Source organism: Trinickia sp., from assembly GCF_051954495.1.
Classification (GTDB): domain Bacteria; phylum Pseudomonadota; class Gammaproteobacteria; order Burkholderiales; family Burkholderiaceae; genus Trinickia.
Map to the genome: position 1 here is coordinate 1 of NZ_JBQCHR010000041.1, position 23,055 is coordinate 23,055.

The 23,055-nt window shown below is 66.1% G+C and carries 20 protein-coding genes; 7 read left to right on the top strand and 13 right to left on the bottom strand.

Translation table 11 applies throughout. From position 1 onward, the window contains the following. Window positions 1-1,165 (bottom strand): RNA-guided endonuclease InsQ/TnpB family protein (locus ACTHNR_RS07000; RefSeq protein WP_440546868.1); only part of this gene is annotated, 1,165 nt, incomplete at its 3' end. Window positions 1,166-1,187: 22 nt separating this feature from the next. Here ACTHNR_RS07000 and tnpA point away from each other — a divergent pair. After that, window positions 1,188-1,604, top strand: coding sequence for an IS200/IS605 family transposase (gene tnpA, locus ACTHNR_RS07005; RefSeq protein WP_440546843.1), 417 nt, complete (start codon window positions 1,188-1,190; stop codon window positions 1,602-1,604). 220 nt (window positions 1,605-1,824) lie between these two features. Here the strand turns inward: tnpA and ACTHNR_RS07010 are convergent, their stop codons facing one another. Beyond that, the gene (locus ACTHNR_RS07010) at window positions 1,825-2,403 is read right to left on the bottom strand and encodes a hydrolase (RefSeq protein WP_440546844.1); all 579 of its coding nucleotides are present in this window, start codon (window positions 2,401-2,403) and stop codon (window positions 1,825-1,827) included. Window positions 2,404-2,495: 92 nt separating this feature from the next. Between ACTHNR_RS07010 and ACTHNR_RS07015 the strand changes: the two genes are divergently transcribed. From ACTHNR_RS07015 to ACTHNR_RS07035, 5 genes are all read left to right on the top strand, one after another. After that, entirely contained in the window at window positions 2,496-3,206 is a 711-nt protein-coding gene (locus ACTHNR_RS07015) for a TetR/AcrR family transcriptional regulator (protein WP_440546845.1), read from the top strand. A 116-nt stretch (window positions 3,207-3,322) separates the two neighbouring features. After that, complete coding sequence (locus ACTHNR_RS07020) at window positions 3,323-4,063, top strand: FadR/GntR family transcriptional regulator (protein WP_440546846.1); 741 nt, start codon at window positions 3,323-3,325, stop codon at window positions 4,061-4,063. 218 nt (window positions 4,064-4,281) lie between these two features. Next, a complete protein-coding gene (locus ACTHNR_RS07025; protein WP_440546847.1) occupies window positions 4,282-5,496 on the top strand; it encodes a porin in 1,215 nt (404 codons plus the stop codon). 407 nt (window positions 5,497-5,903) lie between these two features. Next, a complete protein-coding gene (locus ACTHNR_RS07030) occupies window positions 5,904-6,086 on the top strand; it encodes a type II toxin-antitoxin system RelE/ParE family toxin (protein ID WP_440546869.1) in 183 nt (60 codons plus the stop codon). A 42-nt stretch (window positions 6,087-6,128) separates the two neighbouring features. Then, entirely contained in the window at window positions 6,129-6,461 is a 333-nt protein-coding gene (locus tag ACTHNR_RS07035) for a helix-turn-helix domain-containing protein (RefSeq protein WP_440546848.1), read from the top strand. Between the two features lie 94 nt (window positions 6,462-6,555). On the opposite strand, the gene ACTHNR_RS07040 is transcribed toward ACTHNR_RS07035, so the two are convergent. Further along, entirely contained in the window at window positions 6,556-7,473 is a 918-nt protein-coding gene (locus ACTHNR_RS07040) for a LysR family transcriptional regulator (RefSeq protein WP_440546849.1), read from the bottom strand. Window positions 7,474-7,580: 107 nt separating this feature from the next. Here ACTHNR_RS07040 and ACTHNR_RS07045 point away from each other — a divergent pair, with 107 nt between their 5' ends. Then, window positions 7,581-8,330 carry an SDR family oxidoreductase gene (locus ACTHNR_RS07045; RefSeq protein WP_440546850.1) on the top strand — a complete coding sequence of 250 codons (750 nt, stop codon included), beginning with the start codon at window positions 7,581-7,583 and terminating at the stop codon, window positions 8,328-8,330. An 86-nt stretch (window positions 8,331-8,416) separates the two neighbouring features. Here ACTHNR_RS07045 and ACTHNR_RS07050 read toward each other — a convergent pair whose 3' ends face one another. The 10 genes from ACTHNR_RS07050 to ACTHNR_RS07095 all read right to left on the bottom strand — a co-directional run bounded on the left by ACTHNR_RS07050 (window position 8,417) and on the right by ACTHNR_RS07095 (window position 22,983). Next, the gene (locus tag ACTHNR_RS07050; RefSeq protein ID WP_440546870.1) at window positions 8,417-9,223 is read right to left on the bottom strand and encodes a hypothetical protein; all 807 of its coding nucleotides are present in this window, start codon (window positions 9,221-9,223) and stop codon (window positions 8,417-8,419) included. 232 nt (window positions 9,224-9,455) lie between these two features. Then, window positions 9,456-10,967 carry an AMP-binding protein gene (locus ACTHNR_RS07055; protein WP_440546851.1) on the bottom strand — a complete coding sequence of 504 codons (1,512 nt, stop codon included), beginning with the start codon at window positions 10,965-10,967 and terminating at the stop codon, window positions 9,456-9,458. 9 nt (window positions 10,968-10,976) lie between these two features. Further along, window positions 10,977-11,234: an acyl carrier protein gene (locus ACTHNR_RS07060; protein WP_440546852.1), complete on the bottom strand. Its 258-nt coding sequence runs from the start codon at window positions 11,232-11,234 to the stop codon at window positions 10,977-10,979. Window positions 11,235-11,258: 24 nt separating this feature from the next. Further along, complete coding sequence (locus ACTHNR_RS07065; protein ID WP_440546853.1) at window positions 11,259-12,866, bottom strand: MBOAT family O-acyltransferase; 1,608 nt, start codon at window positions 12,864-12,866, stop codon at window positions 11,259-11,261. A gap of 11 nt (window positions 12,867-12,877) precedes the next feature. Beyond that, window positions 12,878-14,089 (bottom strand): alginate O-acetyltransferase AlgX-related protein, encoded by a 1,212-nt coding sequence (locus tag ACTHNR_RS07070; RefSeq protein ID WP_440546854.1) that lies wholly within the window; start codon window positions 14,087-14,089, stop codon window positions 12,878-12,880. Beyond that, on the bottom strand, window positions 14,086-15,099 hold the full coding sequence (locus ACTHNR_RS07075; protein WP_440546855.1) for an alginate O-acetyltransferase AlgX-related protein: 1,014 nt from the start codon (window positions 15,097-15,099) through the stop codon (window positions 14,086-14,088). The genes ACTHNR_RS07070 and ACTHNR_RS07075 overlap by 4 nt, the downstream gene beginning before the upstream one ends. Window positions 15,100-15,188: 89 nt before the next feature. Beyond that, entirely contained in the window at window positions 15,189-15,944 is a 756-nt protein-coding gene (locus tag ACTHNR_RS07080; RefSeq protein WP_440546856.1) for a hypothetical protein, read from the bottom strand. A 39-nt stretch (window positions 15,945-15,983) separates the two neighbouring features. Beyond that, complete coding sequence (locus ACTHNR_RS07085) at window positions 15,984-18,530, bottom strand: NfrA family protein (RefSeq protein ID WP_440546857.1); 2,547 nt, start codon at window positions 18,528-18,530, stop codon at window positions 15,984-15,986. Continuing rightward, window positions 18,527-20,761: a glycosyl transferase family protein gene (locus ACTHNR_RS07090; protein WP_440546858.1), complete on the bottom strand. Its 2,235-nt coding sequence runs from the start codon at window positions 20,759-20,761 to the stop codon at window positions 18,527-18,529. The genes ACTHNR_RS07085 and ACTHNR_RS07090 overlap by 4 nt, the downstream gene beginning before the upstream one ends. Continuing rightward, the gene (locus tag ACTHNR_RS07095) at window positions 20,758-22,983 is read right to left on the bottom strand and encodes a cellulose synthase (protein WP_440546859.1); all 2,226 of its coding nucleotides are present in this window, start codon (window positions 22,981-22,983) and stop codon (window positions 20,758-20,760) included. Before ACTHNR_RS07095 ends, ACTHNR_RS07090 begins: the two co-directional genes overlap by 4 nt. Window positions 22,984-23,055 lie beyond the last annotated feature (72 nt).

Here is a 23,055-nt window from a genome sequence, read left to right on the forward strand (position 1 = left end):
CCGACTGCACCGGCTCTCCACAGGCTGCAACGCGGTGTCCCCGCGCCAAAATGTTGAGCGCGCCGACAACATCGGCGTTCTCTTCGTAACCGCATTCGACACAGGCGAACTTCGCCTGTGTGGTCCGGTTATCCGCGCTCAGACATCCACAAGCTGGACAAGTCCGGCTTGTATTCACGGGCAGCACGGCAACCAGCCACCCTCCACTCCACGTCAGCTTGTATTCCAACTGCCGGCGGAACTCGAACCAGCCCTGGTCGAGGATGGCTTTGTTCAGCCCCGACTTGGCTCGGACGTTCTTGCCTGGCGCATCGACACGGCCTGCCGCGGACCTGGACATGTTCCGCACCTGCAAGTCCTCGATACACACCATCGCGTGGTTTTTGCTGATCGTGGTCGTGGCTTTATGCAGGTAGTCGCGGCGGGCGTTGCCGATTCGGGCATGGAGTCGCTGGACGCGGGCTTTCGCCTTCTTCCAGTTGTGGCTGAATTTGGTCTTGCGGCTCATCGCCCGCTGCGCGCGGCGCAGGCGAGCCTCATGTTTCTTGAAACTGTTGAGCGGGGCGAGAAAGCTGCCATCGCTCATCGTGGCGAAACGGGCGATGCCCATGTCGATACCCACAGCGCTCATGGCTTGCGGCACCGGCTGCTCGACCTCACGCTCGGTCTGGATGGAGACGAAGCACTTACCACCCGACAAGCTGACCGTGACATTGCGCAGTTCGCCCATGACCGGGCGCGACAGGCGCAGCCTCATCCAGCCCAGCTTGGGCAGGAAGATGCGCCCGTTGGCTTGGTCGAGCTTGAATTGCTTGGGGTCGGGGTAGCGGAAGCTGTCATGCTGCCCGCGCTTCTTGAACTTCGGGAAGGCGGCACGCTTGGCGAAGAAATTCTTGTACGCCCGCTCCATGTCCTTGAGGGCATGTTGCAGCGGATGAACGGGGGCATCCTTGAGCCACGGCGTCTCTGTACCGTTGCGCCACTCGGTCAGGTGCTTGGCCATCGTCACGTACCCGATGAACTTGCCGCCCGCCTCGTAATTGGCCTTCTGCAACGCCAGCGCCTTGTTGTAGACGAACCGGCACGCGCCAGCGAAGCGGCGCATGTCGCGCTGCTGCTCGCCGTTAGGACGAAGCTCGAACTTGAAGGCTTGGAGACGCTGCATCGGACTATTGTACACTTGGTCCATGCGAGAAAATCCAGACATTCGGCATGGCCGACACTGCGTCTTCTTGATGCATGTGCATTTGGTCTTCGTCACCAAGTATCGGCGCGAGGTCTTCACCAAGGAGATCCTGGACGACATGCGCAGCATCTTTGCCAGCGTGTGCCGCGACTTCGAGGCCGAACTGGTGGAGTTCGACGGCGAGGACGACCACGTTCACCTGCTGGTGAACTATCCGCCCAAGGTCTCGGTGTCGTCGCTCGTGAACAGTCTCAAAGGCGTGTCCAGTCGCATGATCCGGCAAAAACGTTACCCCAGTATCCGCAAGAAGTTGTGGGGCGGCGCACTATGGTCGCCGTCCTACTTTGCCGGGAGCTGCGGCGGTGCGCCCATCGAGATCGTGCGCCAGTACATCGAGCAACAGAAAACGCCACACTAACCGCAGGCGAGGACGCCTGCGGCGTCCGCGCTATCCTTCCCCGCCCTGAAGGACGAGGTTTGACGCGCATTTCGATCAAATGCGAAAGCTGGAAAGCCGTGTATCTAGTTCGATTCGGCCCACGCGCCGCCATCGCGGCAAGAGGTGCCGCAGCCGCGAGCGGGCGTGGGGGCATGATGTGTTACGCGCTTGCTCGCGCTTCCTCGCGCATGCTCCGGGCTCACGCACTCAACGCCGCCAGCACCTCTTCTGTCCGACGCACATGCCCGAGGCGGGGAAAGATGTAGCGGACCGATGCTTCGTGTTGTTCGATCGATGCGCAGCTCATGGCGTCTTCGACGAGCACGAGCGAGTAGTTTTGCTCGAACGCGGCGCGCGCCGTCGATTCCACGCCGATGTTGGTCGAGATGCCGCCGAGCACGATCGTTTCGATGCCGCGTCGGCGCAATTGCAAATCGAGTTCCGTGCCGTAAAAGGCGTTCCACTGCCGCTTCGTGATCAGAATGTCTCGCTCGCCCACGCCGAGTTCGGGCGGGAACGTCCACCAATTCTCGGGCAGGCCGCTCGCCGGCACGGGCGTGGGCTGATCGACGCTTTGCTTTAACGTGTCGCCAAAATCGGGGCTGGGGCCAACGCGCACGAGGACCACCGGCGCGCCCGCTTCCCGGAAGCGTTTGAGGAGCTGCACGCTCGCCTCCAGCACAGCGTCGCCCGTGCGCGGGCCTTTGGCGTACGGCAGAATGCCCTGCTGCAAATCGATGAGAACGAGCGCCGTCGTACGGGGATCAAGGGTGTCCATGCTGAATGCCTCGGGTACGGTGATGTCGATCGGGATCGACCGACGAAGACAAAACGGGTTTAATTACGAGGTTACCCTCACAAATTAATTATATGAGGACACCCTCACAAAACGCAAGCGAGGCGCAGGACGACGCTCGGCCCGATGCAAAGGCGCCGCGGCGCGAGCGCGGCCGTGCGCGTGTGGCTGCGCTGCTCGACGCGGCCGGGGCGGAATTCGCGCAGAAGGGCTTCGATGCGGCGACGATGACGGCGATCGCCGCGCGCGCGGGAGCTTCCATCGGCTCGCTCTACCAATTCTTCCCCACGAAGGACGTGCTCGCTCATGCTTTGCTCGAAAGCTATGTGGAAGCATTGGTGAGCGACTTCCAGCAATTGCGCGACGCCGCCGCTACGCTCGATTTGCCCGCGCTTGCGCACCGCCTTGCACGCGCGCTCGTCGCCTTTCGCTCGGCGCACCCGGCGTTCGCCCCGCTTGCCGAGGCGCATGGCGGCGCCCACCCGCTCGCAGCCGGTGTGCGCGAGCGTCTGCGCGGTGAGATCGCGGCGGTGCTGCGCGCGAAAGCGCCGCACATGAAACCGGCGCAAGCGCAGGTGCGCGCCGCCGTGGTTCAGCAGCTGATGAAGGCGGCCGTGGCCGTGCAGGGCGATTCGACGATGACGCATCGCGCCGCGGCCGTCGACGAGCTGGAGCACGTCATGGGCCTGTACTTGCAGGATGCACTCGGCGATTCGATACAAGCGGGCGGCAACTCTTCGGCGGCGCAGCCGAAACGCCGCGTCAAGCAGACGGATGGAGCATGAGCGAGCGAGTTGGCAGTCGCCCTTGCGCCGGGTGCGCCGCCATTCGTCCGTCATCGGACAACCACACGGCTATAATGGGTACGATTTCGTACCGAGTCGTCTCCAAGAGGTAACCGATGTCCGCATCGCCCCTCGCCGCCCCGCCGCGGCGCGCCCGTAACCTGGCTGAACTCGTCGTCGGTCGTTTGACGGAGCAGATTGAAACGAGCGTGTTGAAGCCCGGCGACAAGCTGCCGACTGAAACGCAGCTCATGGAGGCGATGAACGTCAGCCGCACTGTCATTCGCGAAGCGATCTCTCGCCTGCAGGCGGCCAAGATGATCGAAACGCGTCACGGCATCGGCAGCTTCGTGCTCGAATCGCGCGCGAAGGCTCTCGACATCGAGATGATCCCGGCCACGACGCTGCGCGACGTGCTCGCCATTCTCGAGTTGCGCATCAGCCTCGAAACCGAATGCGCCGGGCTAGCCGCGCAACGCGCGCAGCCGGACGACATCGCACGTATCCGGGCCGCGCTCGATGCCCTGAACGTGGCCCGCGATACCGGGCGCGCCAGCGTCGACTCCGATCTGAAGTTCCATATTGCCGTGGCACGCGCCACCGGCAATCGGTACTTCGTCGATATCCTCACGCAACTCGGCACCGCGCTGATTCCGCGCGAGCGCATCGATTCGGCCGGCATCGCGGATGAAGATCCGCAAGCCTATCTCTCGCATGTGAACCGCGAGCACGAGAGCATTCTCGACGCGATCGGCCGGCACGACGCGGAAAGCGCCCGCGCCGCCATGCGCATGCACCTTTCCAACAGCCGCGAACGTCTGCGCCGCGCCTACAAGCAGGCGCGCAGCCACGACTGATCGACCGCGAAGTCATCGTACATCCGCCGTATACGACGCGCCTCGGCGCGTCTTCTTAGTACTTTCCCCACTAAAAAATCGCTTCATCCCTGACTCACAATGCGCCTTGTTGCTAGTCATACGATGACGTATGACATACCACTTGCCGGCACATGCGCGGCGAATTTCCAGCCGAGCGGCAACCGGTCGGCGCGATGCAGGCATCAAACGGAGACAAAATGAACAAGCGCGTATGGAAACTCTCGGCTGCCGCCTTGGCCGCCGGTCTCGCAGCAGGTGCGGCGCAGGCCCAAACCAGCGTCACGCTGTATGGCGTGGTCGATACGGGGATCGGCTATCAGAGCAATACGGCGCCCTCGCTCGGCGCGACGTCCGGTGGAAAGGCCGCGACGAGAATGATCAACGGCATCTGGGCGGGCAGCCGCTTCGGTCTGAAGGGCAGTGAAGATCTCGGCGGCGGCACGAAGGCCATCTTCCAACTCGAAGAGGGATTCAACAGCGCGAACGGGTCGATGAGCGTCTCGGGCCTCGCGTTCAATCGGCAAGCCTATGTGGGCTTGGCCGACGCACGGCTCGGCACGTTCACGGCCGGCCGGCAGTACACGGCTTACTACACGCTGCTTTCGCCGTGGAGCCCGACGACTTGGCTGACTGGCGCATTCGGGGCGCATCCGGGCGATATCGATTCGCTCGACACGAACTACCGCGCGAACAATTCGTTCGTCTACATGTCGCCGAAGATCGGCGGCTTCACGCTGGGCGGTTCGTACTCGATCGGCGGGGAGCCCGGCAGCTTCAACGCCGGCTCGACCTGGAGCGCCGCGGCGCAGTACACCAATGGGCCGCTCGGCATTGCGGCGGGTTTTCAAAGGGTGAACAACTCGGCTGAAGGCGGCGGCGCCTGGGGCTCGTTCTCGACGGTGAGCAACGCCGGCAGCCAGCCCGCGGTGTCGGCGCTGAACAACGGCTATCAGCTCGCGCAGGCGCAGCAGCGCATCGCCGTGACAGGCGGATGGCAATTCACGCCGTCGTTCGATCTGTCGGTGTCGTATTCGAACGTGCAGTACATTCCAGGCCCGAATTCGAAGTTCGCGAGCGAGGCGGTGTTCAATACGTACGGCGCGGTGCTGCATTGGAAGGCGACACCCGCGCTGGATTTGGCCGGCGGCTATAGCTACACGAAGGCGTCCAAGGCTAATGGGGTGAACGACGGCGCGCAATATCACCAGATCGTGCTGTCGCAGTACTACTCGCTGTCCAAGCGTACGGCGTTCTACATGCTCGAGGCGTACACGCACGCGAACGGTCAGACGCTCAATGCAAACGGCGGCGTGATCGACGCGACGGCCACGATCGGCGACGGGTTCAACGGCACGCCGTCTGCATCCAATGGTTTGTTCGCCGCGGGCGTGGGCATCATCCATCGGTTCTGATTTAGCAGCGGTCGTACAAGACAAAGCGGCGATCGGCCGGGCATGCCCCGGCCGGTCGCCGTTTTTTTTCGGGCTCTTAAACAACGATCGCGCGCGAGTCGATCGCGCCTGCATCGTTTGAGGGTTTGTTCGTCTGATTTTCACGGCGAAAACGCCCTGCGGCGGGGTATTTCGTCCATAGTGCGCCCGCTGTTGGCGGCCATGCGCACCGCCGATCGCCCGTCGGCCGATAGTCGAGCATTGGCACTGCTCGACCAAGGTGGCGGCATCTTCGATTGCGCCAACATAGCAAGTTTGCTAACATGCCGCACAATTGGACCATCACCTATTACAGCGATCGAGTCAGGCGCGAGGTCTTCGCTCTACCAGCCGGAATACTGGCTGACTACCTCAGACTGCTCGGAATCATGCAAGAATTCGGCGCTGATTTGCGCATGCCTCATTCACGCGCCATGGGTGACGGACTATTCGAACTGCGAGCCAAAGGTAGGGAAGGCATCGGTCGCGTTTTTTACTGCACGCATGTTGGCCGAGAGGTCGTCATCTTGCATTCCTTTGTCAAAAAAAAAAAACGCCGGAAACGCCCATGAACGAGCTACGCAGTGCACGCTCTCGCCTCAAGGAGGTTCGCGATGTCTAAAAATCCGCTAAACCGTCGGAAGTCCGAGGAATTCCGCCCCGTACGGCATACCGACGAAGACACCAATCGATTGCTAGCCGATCCCGCCGTCGCGGCGGCGTATGCAGCGCTCGAAGACGACTACGCCGCACTTCGCGCACTGCTGGCCGCCCGCCGTGATGCTGGACTGACGCAAGCGCAAGTTGCCGAGCGAATGGGCACGACGGCCTCGGCTGTATCGCGGCTCGAAAGCTCGCTATCGAGCGAGAAGCACTCGCCGTCGTTCGCGACGCTGCGCAAATACGCGACTGCGTGCGGCAAACGACTTGTCATCTCCTTTGCGTGATTAGCGTGCGGCCAACGCCAGCAGTCGCGACTTCCGAACCGGAGCCAAAGGGCAGCTAAGCTGGCACCCTCCCAGTGCGGCATGCATAGACCCACTAACCGAACGCGTCGATCCCCCTAACGATCCGCTTCGCCAGTCTCGGCTGCTTCATCTGTTCGATCCACCATTGCTGTGCGCGCCCATCCTGGTCGCCGCGCCATGCGGCATACAGCGTGTTGGGCTCGCGCGGATCGGCCGTCTTCATCTCCACCAGCGCTCCGCGTTCGAGCAGCGACGCAATTCGATGCCGCGGCAGCCACCCCACGCCGAGCCCCTCGCGCTGAGCCAGGATCTTCGCGTGCATGGTCGGAGCCGCCAGCACCGCCTGCCCGCCCAGCAATCCGTACGCCCGCCCGAGCGTCATCCGTGAGCTATCGGCCACGACCACGGCCCGATGCGCCGCAATGCGCTCGCGCGACAGCGGCGCCCTTTCCCGCGCCAGCGGATGCCGCGGCGACACCGCGAACACCCAGTCCATCGCCCCCAGTTCGAGCCAACGCAGGTGAGCAATAGCGGGCGGCTCGTTCGTCGCCCCGATGACGAGATCCGCGCGGCCGTCGCGCAGCGCCTCCCACGTTCCGCCCAGCACCTCATGCGTCACGCGTAGCGTCACGCCCGAATCGAGCGCATCGAATGCGCGAATCACGGGCAACAGCAATTCGAATTCGATCACCTCGTCGGTCACGATCCAGAACCGATCCTCCCAGCCGCTCGCCACCTGCCGCACGCGACGCGTCAGACGGTCGACATCCTGCATGAGCCGCGCGGCGTCATCGGCCAGTAGCTGCCCCGCAGGCGTGAGCCGCAGCCGATATCCCCGCCGATCGAACAACAGTGCATCGAACCGAGTCTCCAGTTGGCGGGCCGCATGAGACACCGTCGACGGCGCCTTGCCGAGCCGCGCCGCGGCACGCGACAGGCTTCCCGTGGTGCGGATCGCCTCCAAAAGGGACAGCTCTTCTTCCGACAACATGTTCGACTCCTTCGAACGAGTGCATCAGCAAAATCGTATGGCAATCTCGCACAGGGCGTCCATTATGGTTTCACCGTCGTCGAACGACATTTCTTTCGGAGAACATCATGGAACGCTTCACGGGTAAAACGGTATTGGTCACGGGCGGCAGCAGCGGCATCGGCTTCGTCACGGCACAGGCATTCGCGGCGGAAGGCGCGCGAGTCGTCATCACCGGCCGCGACCCGCAAGCGCTCGAACGCGCTCGGAGCGAACTCGGCTCCGCCGTGCTCGCGGTGCGCAACGAGACGGGAACGATCGCCGCCGCACGCGATCTAGCGCGGACGCTGGAGGAAGCGGGCATTCGGCTCGACGCGGTGTTCGTCAATGCCGGCGTCGCGAAGTTCGCCTCGCTGGCGGAGGCGGACGAAGCGGTATGGGACCTGATCTTCGACAGCAACGTGAAAGGCGTCTTCTTCCAGCTGCAGGCGCTTGCCCCGCTGCTGAACCGGGGCGCATCGATTGTACTAAACGGATCGATCAACGCGCACATTGGCATGCCTTTGACCGCGATTTACGCGGCCAGCAAAGCCGCGCTGATTTCGTTTGCGAAGACGTTGTCGGCGGAATTGCTGCCGCAAGGGGTACGCGTGAACGTCGTGAGCCCCGGCCCGGTCGCAACGCCGCTTTACAACAAGCTCGGCCTCGATGCACAGGCGCTCGACTCGGCCGCGGAAAACATCCGCAGTCAAGTTCCGGTCGGCCGCTTCGGCGAGCCGCGCGAAATCGCCGCGACGGTGCTGCATCTAGCATCGAGCGAATCGGCGTTCATCGTCGGCACGGAGATCATCGCCGATGGCGGGATGAGCCAGCTGTAAGCGTTGCGGACAAACGCCGCGCACCATGTCGCGCGCGGCGCATCGGGCGGATGCCGGCACCGTCTGCCGGCGACGTGCGAGACCCTTTAACGATCCTGCGGTTGCCGCTCACCGCCCCCGCGCTCCACGATCTCCCGCACGAGCGTTGGCGACACATAGTGCGGCCCATCGAACAGGTAGGTGCGGTAGCCGCGGTACGCTTCCAACTGGGGCGTCAGTTCAGCCGCCTTGGCCGCGCGAAAACCACCCTTGGGCATGCCGCGGAACGCTTCGGCGATGATGCGCACGCGCGCCGAACCCAAACGCGCGGCGAGCGCGTCGGCATAAGCGCGCGCCACGCGCGGTTCGCGCACGTAGTCGCCGCAGCCATCTTGGAAGAACACGCCGACGTCGTGCGGAAGCCAGGTATCGAGCCACGCCGCCAGCGCCGCACCGCCGATGTTCGAGTTGTCGTACACGCTGATCCAAAGCGGCTTGGGCAGCCGCTCCAGCAGCGGCGTCAGCGCCCGCGCATTCTTCCACGTCGGATCGACTTCCACCGGGAAATACCACCCCGTCACGTTCATCGGCCAACGGGCCGAAGCCAGCGCCAGCGATTGCGCAATGAGCTTTGGAGCACGAGCGCGCGCCTCGGTTTCGTCGAAGCGCCCCGCCAAGCCGACGATCACGTCGCGCGCCCACGGCTCTTTGCCGATGCGCTTCCAATCCGGTAGCCGCGGCGCGGTCGGCATTCCCGCGCCGGGCATCAGAGCCTCGTCGTCCACCGCCGTCCATTGCACAAGTAGATCGGTCACGCCCAGCGCATCCCACGCGCCGTGCGGGTTGGCATGGCTCGAATCCGGCTGCCAGACGATACCCTGCGCGAGCGGCGGCGATACGGCGCCGGCGATCATCGATGCAACCGCGGCCGGTTCAATCGATCCGGCCGCGCCGGTTGGGGCCGCGGCCAAGTTCGCCGACGAGTACGCCGAGGTCGAGATCGAAGCCCACGCAAGCGCCGCGACCGTCGCGAAGCGGGCGGCTGCGGCTGCGTTCACAGTGCGCGCGCCGCCACTATCCCCCGCCATGAACCGCATCCACCGCCAACTCCGTTCAACCCGGCCGGCGCCTGCACGTGTCACCCGCTTATCGTCCATCGCTGCGCACCAACGAGTCGGTCATCGCATTCCGATAATCATCCGCCAAGCGCGCCCGATCGATCTTCGCGTTCACCGTCAGCGGCAACAACCGGCACGGGATCAGTTCCGACGGAATCATGTACGGCGGCAAGCGCTCGGCCAGCCGCGCGCGCCAATCGGCCGGCAGCGCGAGTTGTGCGCCCTCCTCGTCGTTCGCGCCCGTTTCGACGAAAGCGACGATTCGAGCCACTGCCCCGTCGGGCCGGCGCAACGGCACCGCCGCCGCATGCGCCCCGCCGGGCATCGAAGCCAGTGCCGCGTCAATCTCCGCCAGCTCGATGCGATAGCCGTTCAGCTTCACTTGATCGTCGATGCGGCCGTGGCAGAACAGCAGCCCGCGCGCATCCGCGCTGCCGATGTCGCCCGTGCGAAACGCGCGCTGTCCCGCATGCGAGAACATGCGCGTCGCATTCAAATCGGCGCGATTCAGATAACCTCGCATGACGTAAGGGCCAGCGATGCACAACTCGCCGTCCTCCACGAAGACCTCGCCGCCCCGCCGAGCGACGCCGATGGGCAAACGCTCCGGATTCGCGGCCAACACGGCGTCGTCGACGACGATCCACGTCGCCGCCACAGTCGCCTCGGTCGGGCCATAGGTATTGATGATGCGCGCCTGCGGAAACCGCTCGCGCAACCGCCGTGCGAGCGGCGCCGGCAGCATCTCGCCGCAGAACAAGAACGTGCGCAGCATGGGCAGCGATGCCTGCGCGAAGCGCGGGTCGAGCAATTGCTGCTGAGCGAAGGAAGGCGTCGACACCCAAGTGGTGACGCTGGCCCGAACGAGCGCGTCGATGAAGGCCGCCCCGGGCAGGCACGCCGCGCGCGACATCATCACGATCGTGCCGCCCAACGCCAGCGTGCCGAAGACTTCATACATCGACAGATCGAAACTGAACGGCGCTTGATTCATGAAGACAGGCGTCGGACCTAGCGCGAAGTCGCCCGTCATCCACTCGGCCAGCGATTGCACGCTTTCCCGCCCAATCTGTACCCCCTTCGGCTCGCCCGTGGTGCCCGATGTGAACAAGACGTACGCCAGGTTCTTTTCTCGCAGCGTCGCCGGCTGCGCTTGCACGACGGCGTGTGCGGCAACGGCGCTCTGCGCCGGTTCGAATCGTTCGAAGGCGCCGCGGCGTGCGTCGAAGTACACGGCGGCGTCCAATGTACGCGCGATGCGGCGCAGGCGTTCGTCGGGATAAACCGTATCGACCGGCACGAACGGAGCGCCGAGCAACAGCGCGCCCGCCATCGCGACGAAAAACGCGGCTTCCTTATGGCCGCGCACGATGATGGGCACATCGCGTTCGATGCCTTCGGCCATGGCTGCATCGCGCCAAGCGGCCGCGGCGTCGGCAAGCTCGCGCCAGCTCAGCGTCCGGTCGGCGGCAATGACGGCGGGCGCATCGGCGCACCGGTCGGTTTCGACGAATCGGCTTTCGGCAAGATCGAAACGCATTCTCGCCGCCTATCGCTGACCGGCGTTCGATGCGTGCTCCGCGATGAACGCCGCGAGCGCGGACACGCTGGCCAGATGTTCGGCAATCTCGGTGGGCGGAAGCTGCACCCCGAATTCCACTTCGACACGCAGCACGATTTCCACGGCAAGGACCGAATCGACGAGTCCCGATTCGAGCAACGGCGTATCGGCATCGACTCGCCTCAGCACCACCGACTCCACGATCGCTTGGGCCTGTTCCAACAAGCCGGCTTGGATTGACGTCATCGACAACTCCTTCGAATCGAACATTTAGAACTGGAAATAGAGAAAGCGCGCTTCGCCATGCAACTGCGCGGCGCAGACGAGCAGCACCAGCACCACCGCGGCCGTCCAGCGCCACGACGGCGCCCATGCGAAGCGCGCCGGCACGGTAGTCGATGCGCGCTCGAGGGCTGGCGAGAAGCGGCCCATCAACTCGTGCGAATTCGGCGCGAACCAAGCGATCGCCAACAGCAGTGCAAGTTGCGGCGCCGGCATGGCGCGACCCAGCGCAAGGCGTAGCCAACCGAGCACATCGGAGGCGGCATCGAGCGGGGGCCACTCGCCCACGCCGAAGCCGTGCAAGCCGACCATGCCCGCCAGCATCGCAAGGGCGTCGCCCACCCCATGCGCGCGAAAGAACACGAACGCCACCAGCGCGGCCGCGAACGTCGTCAGGACACTCGCGGCATGACGCAGTTTCGGCCACGCCGGTGTCGCACGCGGCGCGCCGGGCTGCGCCGTCGCACGCCAGCTCCGCCAGGCGTGATTGACGGTCAGGTAGGCCGCATGCAGCAAGCCGTAGATCAGGTATTGCAGACCCGCCCCATGCCAAATGCCCGCCAACCCCATCGTGTAGAAGGTCGGCGCCGCGACCGTGGCGACGAAGCCCGAAGGCGAGCGCTGGGCCGCACGGCCGATCGGCAAACCGCGCGCCGCGCGGCGGCGATTGATGCGCATCGAAAGCGGGTAGTACAGGTACGCAGTCAAATAGCGCGTGAGCGTCATATGCCAACGCTGCCAAAAATCGATGATGCTCGTGGCCTTGAACGGCGAATTGAAGTTCAACGGAAACCGCACGCCGAAGAGCTTGGCCAATCCGATCGCCATGTCCGAGTAGCCGGAGAAATCGAAGTAAAGCTGCAGCGCATACGCGAGCGCCGTGCCCCACGCTGCCCACGCGCCGAGTGCGGCCGGTGCGGCGAACCCGGCGTCGGCATAGGCGGCGATCGGATCGGCGAGCAGCAGTTTTTTGGCAAGGCCGAGCGCGAATACGCTCGCGCCGATCGAGATGTTTTGCGCGCGCAGCCGGTACGTTTCAGGCTGCGCGAACTGCGTCATCATTTCCTTGTGATGCAGGATCGGCCCGGCGATCAGATGCGGAAAGAACGTCACGAACTGCACGAACCCCAGCGCGTCGGGCCGCTTGACGATGCGCGCACGGCAATCGAGCAGATAGCCGATCTGCGTGAACGTGAAGAACGACACGCCGAGCGGCAGCACAACGCTGGATGCGGCCGGCGCGAGCCAGCCGTGCGGCGATAGACCGAGCCATGCGATGAGCGCACTCGCCATCGTCGACAAATACTTGTAGCGAACGAGTACGCCGAGGTCGATGCAAATCGCGAAGGCGAGCCACCCGCGCCCGCTGCGCGAGCCGGGCTCGGCGGCGAGTATCGCGCGGCTCATCGCATAGTTGAATGCGATGGAAGCGACGAGCAAGCCGACGAAGGCGGGCGCCCATGCCCCATAGAAAACGAACGACGACAGACACAGCCACAACGCCGCCGTACGCGGCGAACGCGCGCCCGCGGCGTAATAGACGATCAGTGCGATAGGCAGAAAGAGCGTCAGGAAGATGAACGAATTGAACAGCATCGGGGCTCGCCTTACGCTCGGTTGCGGGAGAGAGGGCCGGCGGCGGCCGGTTCAGGCTCAAGCTGGGACGGCTTCGCCGCCGCGGGCCGCTCGGACAGCGCGTCTTCCGACATCTCCCAGATCACCACGCGCAACCCGGCCGGCCAGTTCGGTCGCTCGCGCCACACCGCGGCGAGGGCGCGGTCGAATCGACCATCGTCCACGCTGACGTTCCACACCTCGCGGCCCAAGGCCTGCCCCAGCCGATCCGCGAAACCGCTGCGTCGAGAAAACGAGCTGCCCGCCAGCAACACCTGGGCGGGCGGCGTATCGTCGAGCAAACCGCCGGACGGTTCGGGGCGAATCGTTTCGGGCACTTCGACATCGAGCGCCGGGCGCCAACCGTCGGGCGCCGCGTCGAGTCCCGCAAGCCGCACCAAGTCGCCCATCCGAGGTTTGACGCCGGACGCATGCTCGAACGTAAAGCGGGCGCTCCCGCGTCCCCCGACGAGCGGCAATACCGTCCGCGCGACGACGTCGGCCGCGGCTTGCGCGCCTCGCGCATTCCAATGCACGTCGGTCCGATAGAAGGCCGGACGCACGGCCTTGAGCGCATCGAGCAGATCGACGTGCGCGACGCCCGCTTGTGCAAGCGCCTGCCGCCAGGCATCCCAGCGCGCCGTCATTCGCGGGTCTTGCCGTAGGCCGCACAGCGCTTCGGTTTCGACTCGCGCCTTGTCCGGCACGGTCACGACGACGAGCGTCTTGCCGTCACGACGCAGCGCATCGGCATAGCGATGCAGCGTCGCGATTCGCTCGCTCATCGCAGCATCGTGCGGACCCGCCGGCAGGGACGTCGGCGCGGGGCGCAGGCCGTCGGCATAGAACAGCCACCCAGGGCAGCCTTCGCGCACCTGCGGTCCCAAATCCCCGAGCAGGCGATATCGCGCCGCGGCGCCGGCACGACGCAAAAGCGAGGCGTAGGGCACGTCGATCGCGCGGTCGATGCGATGCATGGCTTCACCGTTGCGCCACGCCGCCCCATCGTCGATCGCGAACTCGGCGTCGGTTCTCGCGTGCGTGACGAGCGAGGCCACGCCGAGCGCCAGCGCGCCCGCGAGCAGCACCAAGAGGCACGCGGCCGTCGGACGGTGCGCGCGTTCGGCCCGACGCGCCTCGCGTTCGGCGGCGGCGTCGCTGCCGCCCCGCGTGCCGAGCTCCTGTCGAACGGCGGTATCGCTCATCGCATCAAAGCCTTGTCCAAACGGTCGAGCCACGCCGCTTCGCTCATGATCGACGTGGCGTCCCATTGGCCAGACGCGCCGGGGCCATAGGCCATCTGCCCTTCGTTGAACTGCCAAACGATGGCCTGCGGCCGCTGCGAAGAGAACGCCGGCGATTCGAGGTAGTCGAGCAGCGTCTTCCACGGGCCCGTGTCGCCGAACTTCCAGGTGAGCCCGACGGGACGCCCGAGCGCATGCGCAAGCCGCTGCGGGAAACCGAGATACGGCTGCACCATGCTGTTGCCCACCACTTGAACGACCGGCGTCGCATCGGCGAGCAAGCCGCCGCCGCCCGTCTCTTCACGGACGATGAAGCGGTCTTTGCCGACCGCGCGCTTGCGCTCCGGTGAAAGCAGCGCGGCCAGGTCGCCGTATTCCATCTCCTCGGTCCAGTCGCCGAGCGCGGGCTGGTCCGTCGGCTCGCCACGCAAGACGCCGGGGGCGGACAAACGATCGGCCGTCGCATCGGCGACCGCTTCGGCCGTATGGGCCGACCAGTGATAGTCGGCGCGGATGTAGGTGCTGTCCTCGCGCGTATCGACGTTCGCCAGCGCGGCGGCCGCGTCCACGAAGTCGAGGCCGGCTTGTTTGCCCTTCGCGAGAATGGCCGCATAGCGCTGTGCGACGGCGGGTGACAGCGCGGCCCCCTCCGGCAGCTTGTCTGCTGCCGCGCGCGCTTTCAGCGGCGCGACGACGAGCGAGCAGCGAACGTCATGCGCCGCGAGCTTGGACACGGCCGCACCGATCAAATCGACGACTTTCAGGCAAGCCTGCGTATCGTCGGCTGCGTAGCTTTCCCAAGCGGGAAACAACCATCGGTCGCGGCCCTCGATCACGCCCTGTGCGGCATGGGCATCGCGCGGCATAAGCGATAAGCCGCTCGCGAACGGCGCTGCCGCAAGGGCGAGCAGCAAGCGGCGTCGGCGCATCGAAGCAACGGCTTTGGAGTCGGAGAAGTACGTAGGTCTCATCGCGAAGGTCGTTCGTCAATCGTCGTTCATGAGTGGACGCGCGGGTGGCCTCGGCTCCACTTCTTGTTGCGTGTCCGCCGCGGGGCCGATCAGCGCGCGCCTCGCGGCCAGTCGAGCGTGTCCAGCACGCCGCGCAGGACAGGCCGCGAGGCGGGGCCGGATAGAAACAGGCTGTAGCTCTGGCCGGCCGCGAGTCGAGGCAGCGCGAGCGGCGCCGAGACGGCATCCCCGCAGATGGCCACGAGCGTCGCCGCCACCGGGTTGATCGAGCGCGCCAGCGCGTGCCTCGGCGCGACGTGCTCGAACACGACCGGTGCGCCGCTTTGCGCGCCGGTTCGTTCCAGGGCGACCTTGCCGTCGCAGCCCTCGGCGAAATTGAATAAGCGCAACTGCGCGCGCAGCGCATCGGTGCTCGCCGCCGGGGCGGCGATCGGCACAGCGCGCCAGGCGCCTGCCTCCGTATGCTCGATCGCAAGCGTGATCGTCGCGCCGACCGTATCGGGGCCGGCGACGGGCGCGCTGCCGGCCTGAAGGACCGGCGCCAGCGCGTCGACTTTCACCTGCAGCGACGTGCCCGGTCGCACGACGTCGAGCGCGGTCGCGGCGCCGGGGCCCAGATCGACGGGCCGCGCCCCGCTCGGCAGAGACACCTTCGCCGTGAGCGTCGAGAGATTGAGCACGCGTAGGTAGGTGGCGTCGGCCGGCGGTTGCGGGCCGTACAAACTCGCGACGTCGTCGGCGGACGCGTACGCCGCGATCGGCGCGGCGCAAACGGCCGTCGCCAATGCGAGCAGACGCAACGTCGCCGAAAGCGGTTTAGAGGCACAGTGTCCTTTTCGAATCATCTTCATCGTCTCGCTAGAAAGTGTCCATGGCGTCGGCCATCAGTACGAAAACACCGCGCCGCAAAACACGCCGCGCGCACGGTCGTCGCCGGTGATCTTCCATCGGTACTGAATCGACAATTCGATCGAAGAGCGCAACGCGTCGTATTTGCCGTCCCGAAACGCGTAGCGCGCGGACACGCCGACACCCGCGCCGATCGGCACGCTTCGATCGACGGTCGTGTCGTAGTCGGCCCCCGCCACCGCAAAGGGAAACACCGTCACGCGCGGGCTGATGCGATCGATCCGGTAGGTGCGGCCCGCTTCCAAGGACGCGGTCGCGTAGTTCGACGCGTGGCTGATGTAGTGGCCGCCTTCGGCATAGCCCGAGACCGTCCACCACGACGGTACGTCGATGCGTCGCTCCGTGCCGATGCCGCCCGAATACGAGAGCCGGGCAAGCCAATCGCCTTGCGCCTGAGAGCCGATCGGAACGATGCGCTCGAACGCCACGATGGCGTCGATGTTCGCGAACGGTTTGCCTCGCACGCCGAACGCCGCCTCGAGCGAGCTCGCGCCGCTCGGCCCGCCGCCTTCAACGCCGAAGCTCTCGTAGCCTCGCGCGTAAAGTTCGAGCATGCGATCGCCCAAGCTGCCGAGCGGGCGCCAATAGACCTCGGCCCCCGTTTGCCAGCTGTTGCTCGTGCTCGGCTGCGGCGCGGCCTGGTAACCGGACTGCAACCCGGCGCCGCGATAGTCGATCGATACGTCGAAGCCCCATCGGCGCGTCGCTTCGGCATGCGCCTCGCGCAGGTCTTCTAGCGCTTGCGCGTCGCGCGCCTTCTGGGCCCCGCGCGGCGCGCGTCGGCCCTCGGCGGCGAGCGCGTCGATCGCTCGCTCGAAATAACGCGCCGAATCGGCGTCGCGATCGGCGGAGGCGGCGGCAAAGCCCGCATCGGCCAAGGTTCCCGCAGGCAACTTGCCTTGCGCGTCGGCGCGGCGGAACGCGGCGAGCGCGCGCGCGTTGTCGCCGGCGCGCAGGGCGACGTAACCGGCGTCGAGCGCCGGCAGCGCATCGAGCAGGCCGTCGGCGATCAATGTGCGCGCGGCGTCGGCCGCCTCGCGCGTTTGCCCCGCATCGTCGAGCGCATCGATCAACGCCACCCGGTGCTGCGCGCTATCGGGGGAGGCCGCGACGGCTTCTCGCGCATAGCGCAGCGCGGCCTGTTTGTCGCCGCCCTCGCTCGCACGCTCGAGCGCGCGACCCGCCGCGAACCCCGGATCGGCAGGCCAGACGTCGCAGCTCGCACCGAAATCCGGGTCGTTTTCGCAATCGACGATGGGCCGCGCGGCCGCCAGCGTCGGCGCCGGCGTCGACGTCGACTGCGCGGCGGCCTGCCGACGAGCGCGTGACAGACGTTCAGCGACGAGCGCATCCGAGTCGTCGCCCGTCGGCTTCAGCGCCGCAAGCCGGTCGACCGCGTATTGGGCGCGAGCCTCTGCCATCCATAAATCGGCCGCGATGGCGCGCGCGCTGTTTTGTGTCGTGCGCGTCGCGTCTCGTATGCGCAGCGCAGCGTCCAGATCGGCGTCGGCTTGCTCCACGCGTTGCTGGGCCGCCCGCGCATAAGCGCGAAACACGTACGGCATGACTTCGGTGTCGTCGTAGGCGATCGCATCGCCGGCCGCTGCCTCGAGCCCAGGCCAATCGCCGGCTTGAATGAGCGCATCGAATAGCCACACGCGATAGTCGATGTTATCGGGCGCGTAGGCCACGGCCTCGCGGCCGATCGCAATCGCCTCGGCAAGATCGCCCGCTTCACGCGCGGCGATCGCACGGCGAGAGGTCTTCGGCGCCAGGCCATTGCCGATGAACGTGCGCCGCAATCGGAGCTCGTCGTTGTCGCCGAAACGCCGCACGGCCTCGACATCCGACTGCCAAGCGAGGACGTCGTTGCCCGCGCCGCTCGCTGCATCGATCAGCAAGAGACGTAGACGAAGCAGATCGGGCCGCAGCGCGATCGCTTGCTGGGCTGCTTGCGCCGCATCGGCGAAGCGCTTCTCGCCGTAGGCGCGGTAGGCCTGTTGCGCAGCCTGGAAAGCCTCGCCGGTCAATACGTCGCCCGGCGCTCCCGATGGGTTTTGCACGCCTGGAGCGCTCGCGCTCGGCCCCTGCGCAAGTCTCTTGGCGGCGGCCGCGACGGCGTCGATTTGCGCCCGGCGCTTGATGAGCGGATGCAACGGCCCGAACACGCCGATAGCGTCGCCGAGCGCGTGGCTCGCCTGAGCATAGCGATGCTGCGCGGCCAGCGCATTGGCGAGCAAGAGCCGCAATTCGACGACATCGGGCCGCTGACGAATCGCCTCTCTCGCACGCGCTTCGGCATGCGCGTAGTCATGTTGCCGATAATCCACGTAGGCCTGGGCTGCCACGCGATAGGCCGCGCCGGCCAGCGGAAGCGGCGCAACGGCGGGCTCGGCCGCATGCGCCGCGCCATGGGCGAACGCGAGACATGCCGCCCCCGCTTGCAGCGTCAGCCGCATGCGGCCTGCGCATCGTTTGGAGAAGGCGTGCCGAATCACGGGATGGAGCCTTGGATGGTTCATGCCAGGGCTCCCGACAGACCGCTCGCGCGCCGCTGCTCCTCGACCACACGCTCGACGGCTTCTCGCGAAACGACGCCGCGCGCCACCATGAAATCGCCGATGCGGCCGTGCCGATCGGGATGGTAGTCGGTCAAGGCCGCTTCGAACGCCTGCCGGCGCACGTAGCCTCGCTCGATCAGCAAATCACCGATTAGCGGCACGGTCGATGCGGAGGGTGCTACACCCGGCGCCGCAGCGTCATTCGTCGATACCGGCCCGGCTTGATCGCCCGCGCTCCCACGCCCGTTTGCATCCGCATTCGCGTCCGTATTCGTATTCGTATTCGCCACGCCTCGCAGCGCGCGAAGGCCGAATGCAATTTCCCCCTCCCGCACGATGCGTTGCTCGATGCCGCCCCCGAGTTCAGCCGCAAGCTGCGCAATCGCGGCATCGCCGAGCGGGCTCGCCGTCAGCAAGACGAGCCGCCCATCCGCGTCCACGCCATGCGGCAGCACGCGATAGCGCACGATCGTGTCGAGCGGCAGCTGTTCCCGATAACGTTCCAGCGCGCCCATATCGAGCGCGCCGCGTTCGATGTCGGCCTGAAACGCAATGGCCTCGGCCAGCGTCTCATCGTCGAGCCAGCCCTTGGCCATCAGCACGCGACCCAGCGGCGCCTCGCGCGCATGCGCTTCGTCCAGCGCGCTTTGAAGCTGATGCGCATCGATCGCTTGCCAGGAGATCAAAAGCTCGCCAATCCTCTGCCGCCGGTCCGCCAACCCGTCCGCCGAAGGAAAATCGTGCATCGTCTTGTCCCAAGCCAGCCGCTTTCCCGTGACGAGGTGCACGATGAACAAACGCCAAGCGCGCGTCACGGCCAAGAAGTTGATGTAGTTCGCAATGACCATGCGCGGCGCCGAGAGAATGCCGTGCTCCCAGCCGTACAAACGCGTCACGAAATACATCCGTTGCACGGCGCGCAGCATCAAGGCCGTAGCGTTGAACCAGAGCAGCGCGCGAAACCAGGCGGCATCGGCAAGCGGTGAAGCGGCGAAAGGCGGTGCGATGCCAAGCGCTTGGGCGAGCGCGAAGAGCAGGAACTGCGCGACGAGCACATACGCGAGCATGCCGACGATCGCGGTCACCGTCCCCTTGCGATCGCGCAGCAGCAAGTATCTATTCGCGAGCGAGCCGGTAAAGCCTGTTTGCCGCCATCCTTGCAGCCCGATGCCGAGCGTCCAGCGCGCGCGCTGACGATAGGCCGTGCGCAGCGTATCGGGGAAAAACTCGCGCACGCACAGCGGCATGGTCAACGTGAACTCGCGCACCGGGCCGAAGCCGAACCAGCTCTTGCGGCGTGCGGCGAACGTGACGGGAAAGCGCGCGAAGATCGACTGCATGCCGAGCTTGGCGAGGCGCGCGCCGACGTCGTAATCCTCCGTCAGGCTCTCGGTGTTGAACGGCTGATTGTCCGTCTGCTCGATCAAGGCGAGCAGCGCCCGCCGAGAAAAACACGTCCCGACGCCGGCCGACGGCACCGCGCCGGCCAGGCTTTCGCGCACCACGAGATCCTTCGCGTGCCATTCGGCGAATTCGTCCATGTACGTGCCCGCGACGAGCTCGAACCAATGGCGCTCGAGCGACGCGACGGGCAACTGGATCATGTCCTTGCGCGGCAGCAGATAGTTGAAGAACTTCAGCTCGATCGGATGCAGCACGTCTTCGCTGTCATGAAGAATGACGCCGGCAAACTCGTAGCCCGCCTCTCGCTCGTGCTTGAAGATCGCTTGAATGACCCAGTTCAAGCAGTCGGCCTTGCAGGTGGGGCCGTCGTGCGGCACTTCCACGCGGCGCAATTGCCGGTAGCGGCGCCGCATGCGCTCGACTTCCGCGATCGTGCGCGCATCGTTGCGGTACGTGCCGACGAATACGATGTAGCGGCGGTAGTCGAGCACGCGCACCATGTCCTCGAGCATCGCGGCGATCACATCGTATTCGAGCCATGCCGGCACCATGATCGCGAGCGGCTGCTCTTCGCGCGCGTGCAACTGCGCGACCGTGAGCGGGCTGTAGCGCCGCCTGACCGTGAATCGCCGATAAAGCTCGCGCGCCCAGTACCACAGGTCGACGAACAGATCGTCGAGGCTCGAGATGAAAATGGCGACGGCGACCACGGCGGCCAACAGTTCGAGCACCGTGAAATAGCGGCCCACGAAATAGCCGCCGTACCACTGCAGCGCCGTCAGGTTCATTGCGCGTCGTCCTTCGCCTGATGGCGGCGGCGCTCGATCCCGGCGACGACGATGAGTGCGACGAGCAACGCCACGATACCGGCGGCGACGAGCCATGGCAGACGACGCGAGAAGCCGTCGGCGCGCGCGCTTTCGGTGACGATTTGCCCCGGATTGCGCGAATCGAACAAACGCGCGACACCGGTCGAGGAAACGAGCGCTACGTCGCCGCGCGCGAGACGCAACGTGGCGGGCACGCGCGGCGCCGCACTGCCGAGCGTACGGTAGGCGATGCCGGCGTTGCCGTTCGCATGCGCAATCGTGAAGACGGCGAGGTTCGAAAGACCCGACACGTCGGCGTAAGCGCGGCCCGATCCGTCGACGAGCTTCAGGCGATCCGTCGACCACTGCGCACGAGGTTCGTTTTCGTCGAGGCCCACGTCGATGGCGAAGAACGGACCGGCAGGCGCGCCGTTCGCGCCGTTCGCCACCACCGACAAGCTCGAATGCGTCGGCGACACGCCGGCCACGTGCGTCAACCGCGCGACTCGCCCGATGCTCTCTGTCGCCTCGTCGAGATAGGCCGCCGGCACGAGCACGTTCGCCGTGCTCGCGTATTGAGCGAGCATGCCGATGAAGTCGTCGCCGGCCGTCGCGGCCGCGAGCGTCAAATGGCTCGTGGGCAGCACGGCCACGGGGTAGCCTTTCGAACGCGCGGCGCAATCGCTGTCGGGCCGGCGCTGGAATACGACGCGCAATGCATTGGTCGGCGCGAGCGCATAGCGCGGGACGTGCGCGGCGATACGCTGCGGCTTGCCGTCGTCGTCGAGCATCGTCGAGGCGATCAGCACACCGTTGAGGTAGACCGAAGCGATGTTGCCGTCATGACGCGGCGTCGGCGCCGCCGCCACATCGAGCACGAGGTCGTCGGGCAATTTGCCGTGGCCGGAAACGGCGGCGAGGTCGAACGAGGCTTCCCACATCGCACGGTCGACCACTTCCAGCGTGCGCGGCTCGCCGCCCAATGCAGCAAGCGAGATGCGGTCGGCGCCGGCATCGGGGGTTTCGTCCAGACGATGCACGACATAGCGATCGGTCGCGCCGATCGGCCGCCAGTCGCGCACGAGCGCCTGGGCCGCGGTCGTATCGCCCACCACGATCGCCGCTTGGCCGGGCAGGTGTGCGATGCGGATTTCGCCGGCCGCGAGCGGGCTGGTGATCGCTGCAAATGTCCGTGAGCGCCATGCATCGAAAGCCTCAGCAGCGGCGGGCGAAGCGGCGGCAAGCTGCGCACGCAGCGCGTCGAGCGCCGCGACGGTTTGCCCGCGCAGCGCGTCGTCGGCAACGACGATGTCCGCGGCGAAGGTGTGCGGCGATTCGAGCGCCAGCACCGCCCCCACCTGCGCGGCATCGGCGAGCTTCACGGCGCCGCCGGCCGCCAGCGCGGCAAATGCCGGTACGGCGCGCAACGCGGGCGGCACGTCCGACGCGGCGACCTCGACGGTCTCGCCCACCGCAGGCCAAGCGCGTGTGACCGGGCGACGCCCCTCCCGATCCAGCAGCGCTTGGATTCGCCAGGCCGTGTCGAACGCGGGTGTGGCGATGCGCTTGCCCGAAATCGCCACGACAGGGGTGATCGGCAACGCGCTCCACGCCGTGCGCACGTCGGTCACGGCGCTCGGGTCGAAGCGATAGGTCAAGCGGGAAGTCGGTGCGATTCGCAGCACGTTGCCGATCGCCGTTTGATCGGTACAGACGCGTTCGTCGATCAAGGACGCCCATTGCAGCCCCACGCGCACGAAGCCGCTCGGGCGCGGCGAACCGTCCACGCCGACGCTCGCTTGCGCGTCGCCTTGCGGTTGCTCGAATCCGCGTGCGAGCACAGGCGCGCCATCGAGCGAAACGACCATCGTCGTGCGGCCGCCGTCCGCGCGCAGGAAGTTGCCGTCGATCTGCAGCGTCGCATTGCCGATGGGCAGGCCGGCTGGAACGGGCACATACAGTTCTTGTCGCGCGTCGGGCGCGGAGAGCACGAGCGGCTCGTTGATGCCCAGATCGGCGAGCGAGACGCTGCGCACGATCGCGCGATGCTCGCCCAGATGCGCGAAGGCATCGGCAACACTGCCCGCGGCCGTATCGCTCGTGCCCGCGCCGTAGGCAAGGTGAGCGAAGATCAAGAAGGGCGTGGCGGCCAGCGTTTGGCGCAATCGCGTCGCAGCGCGCAGGGGAGTGTCGGAGGTCACGGTAGGTCGTGTCGAATGGGTCGAATGGGTCGAATGAACGAATGAAGGCCGGATGCGGGAAGCGGGACGACA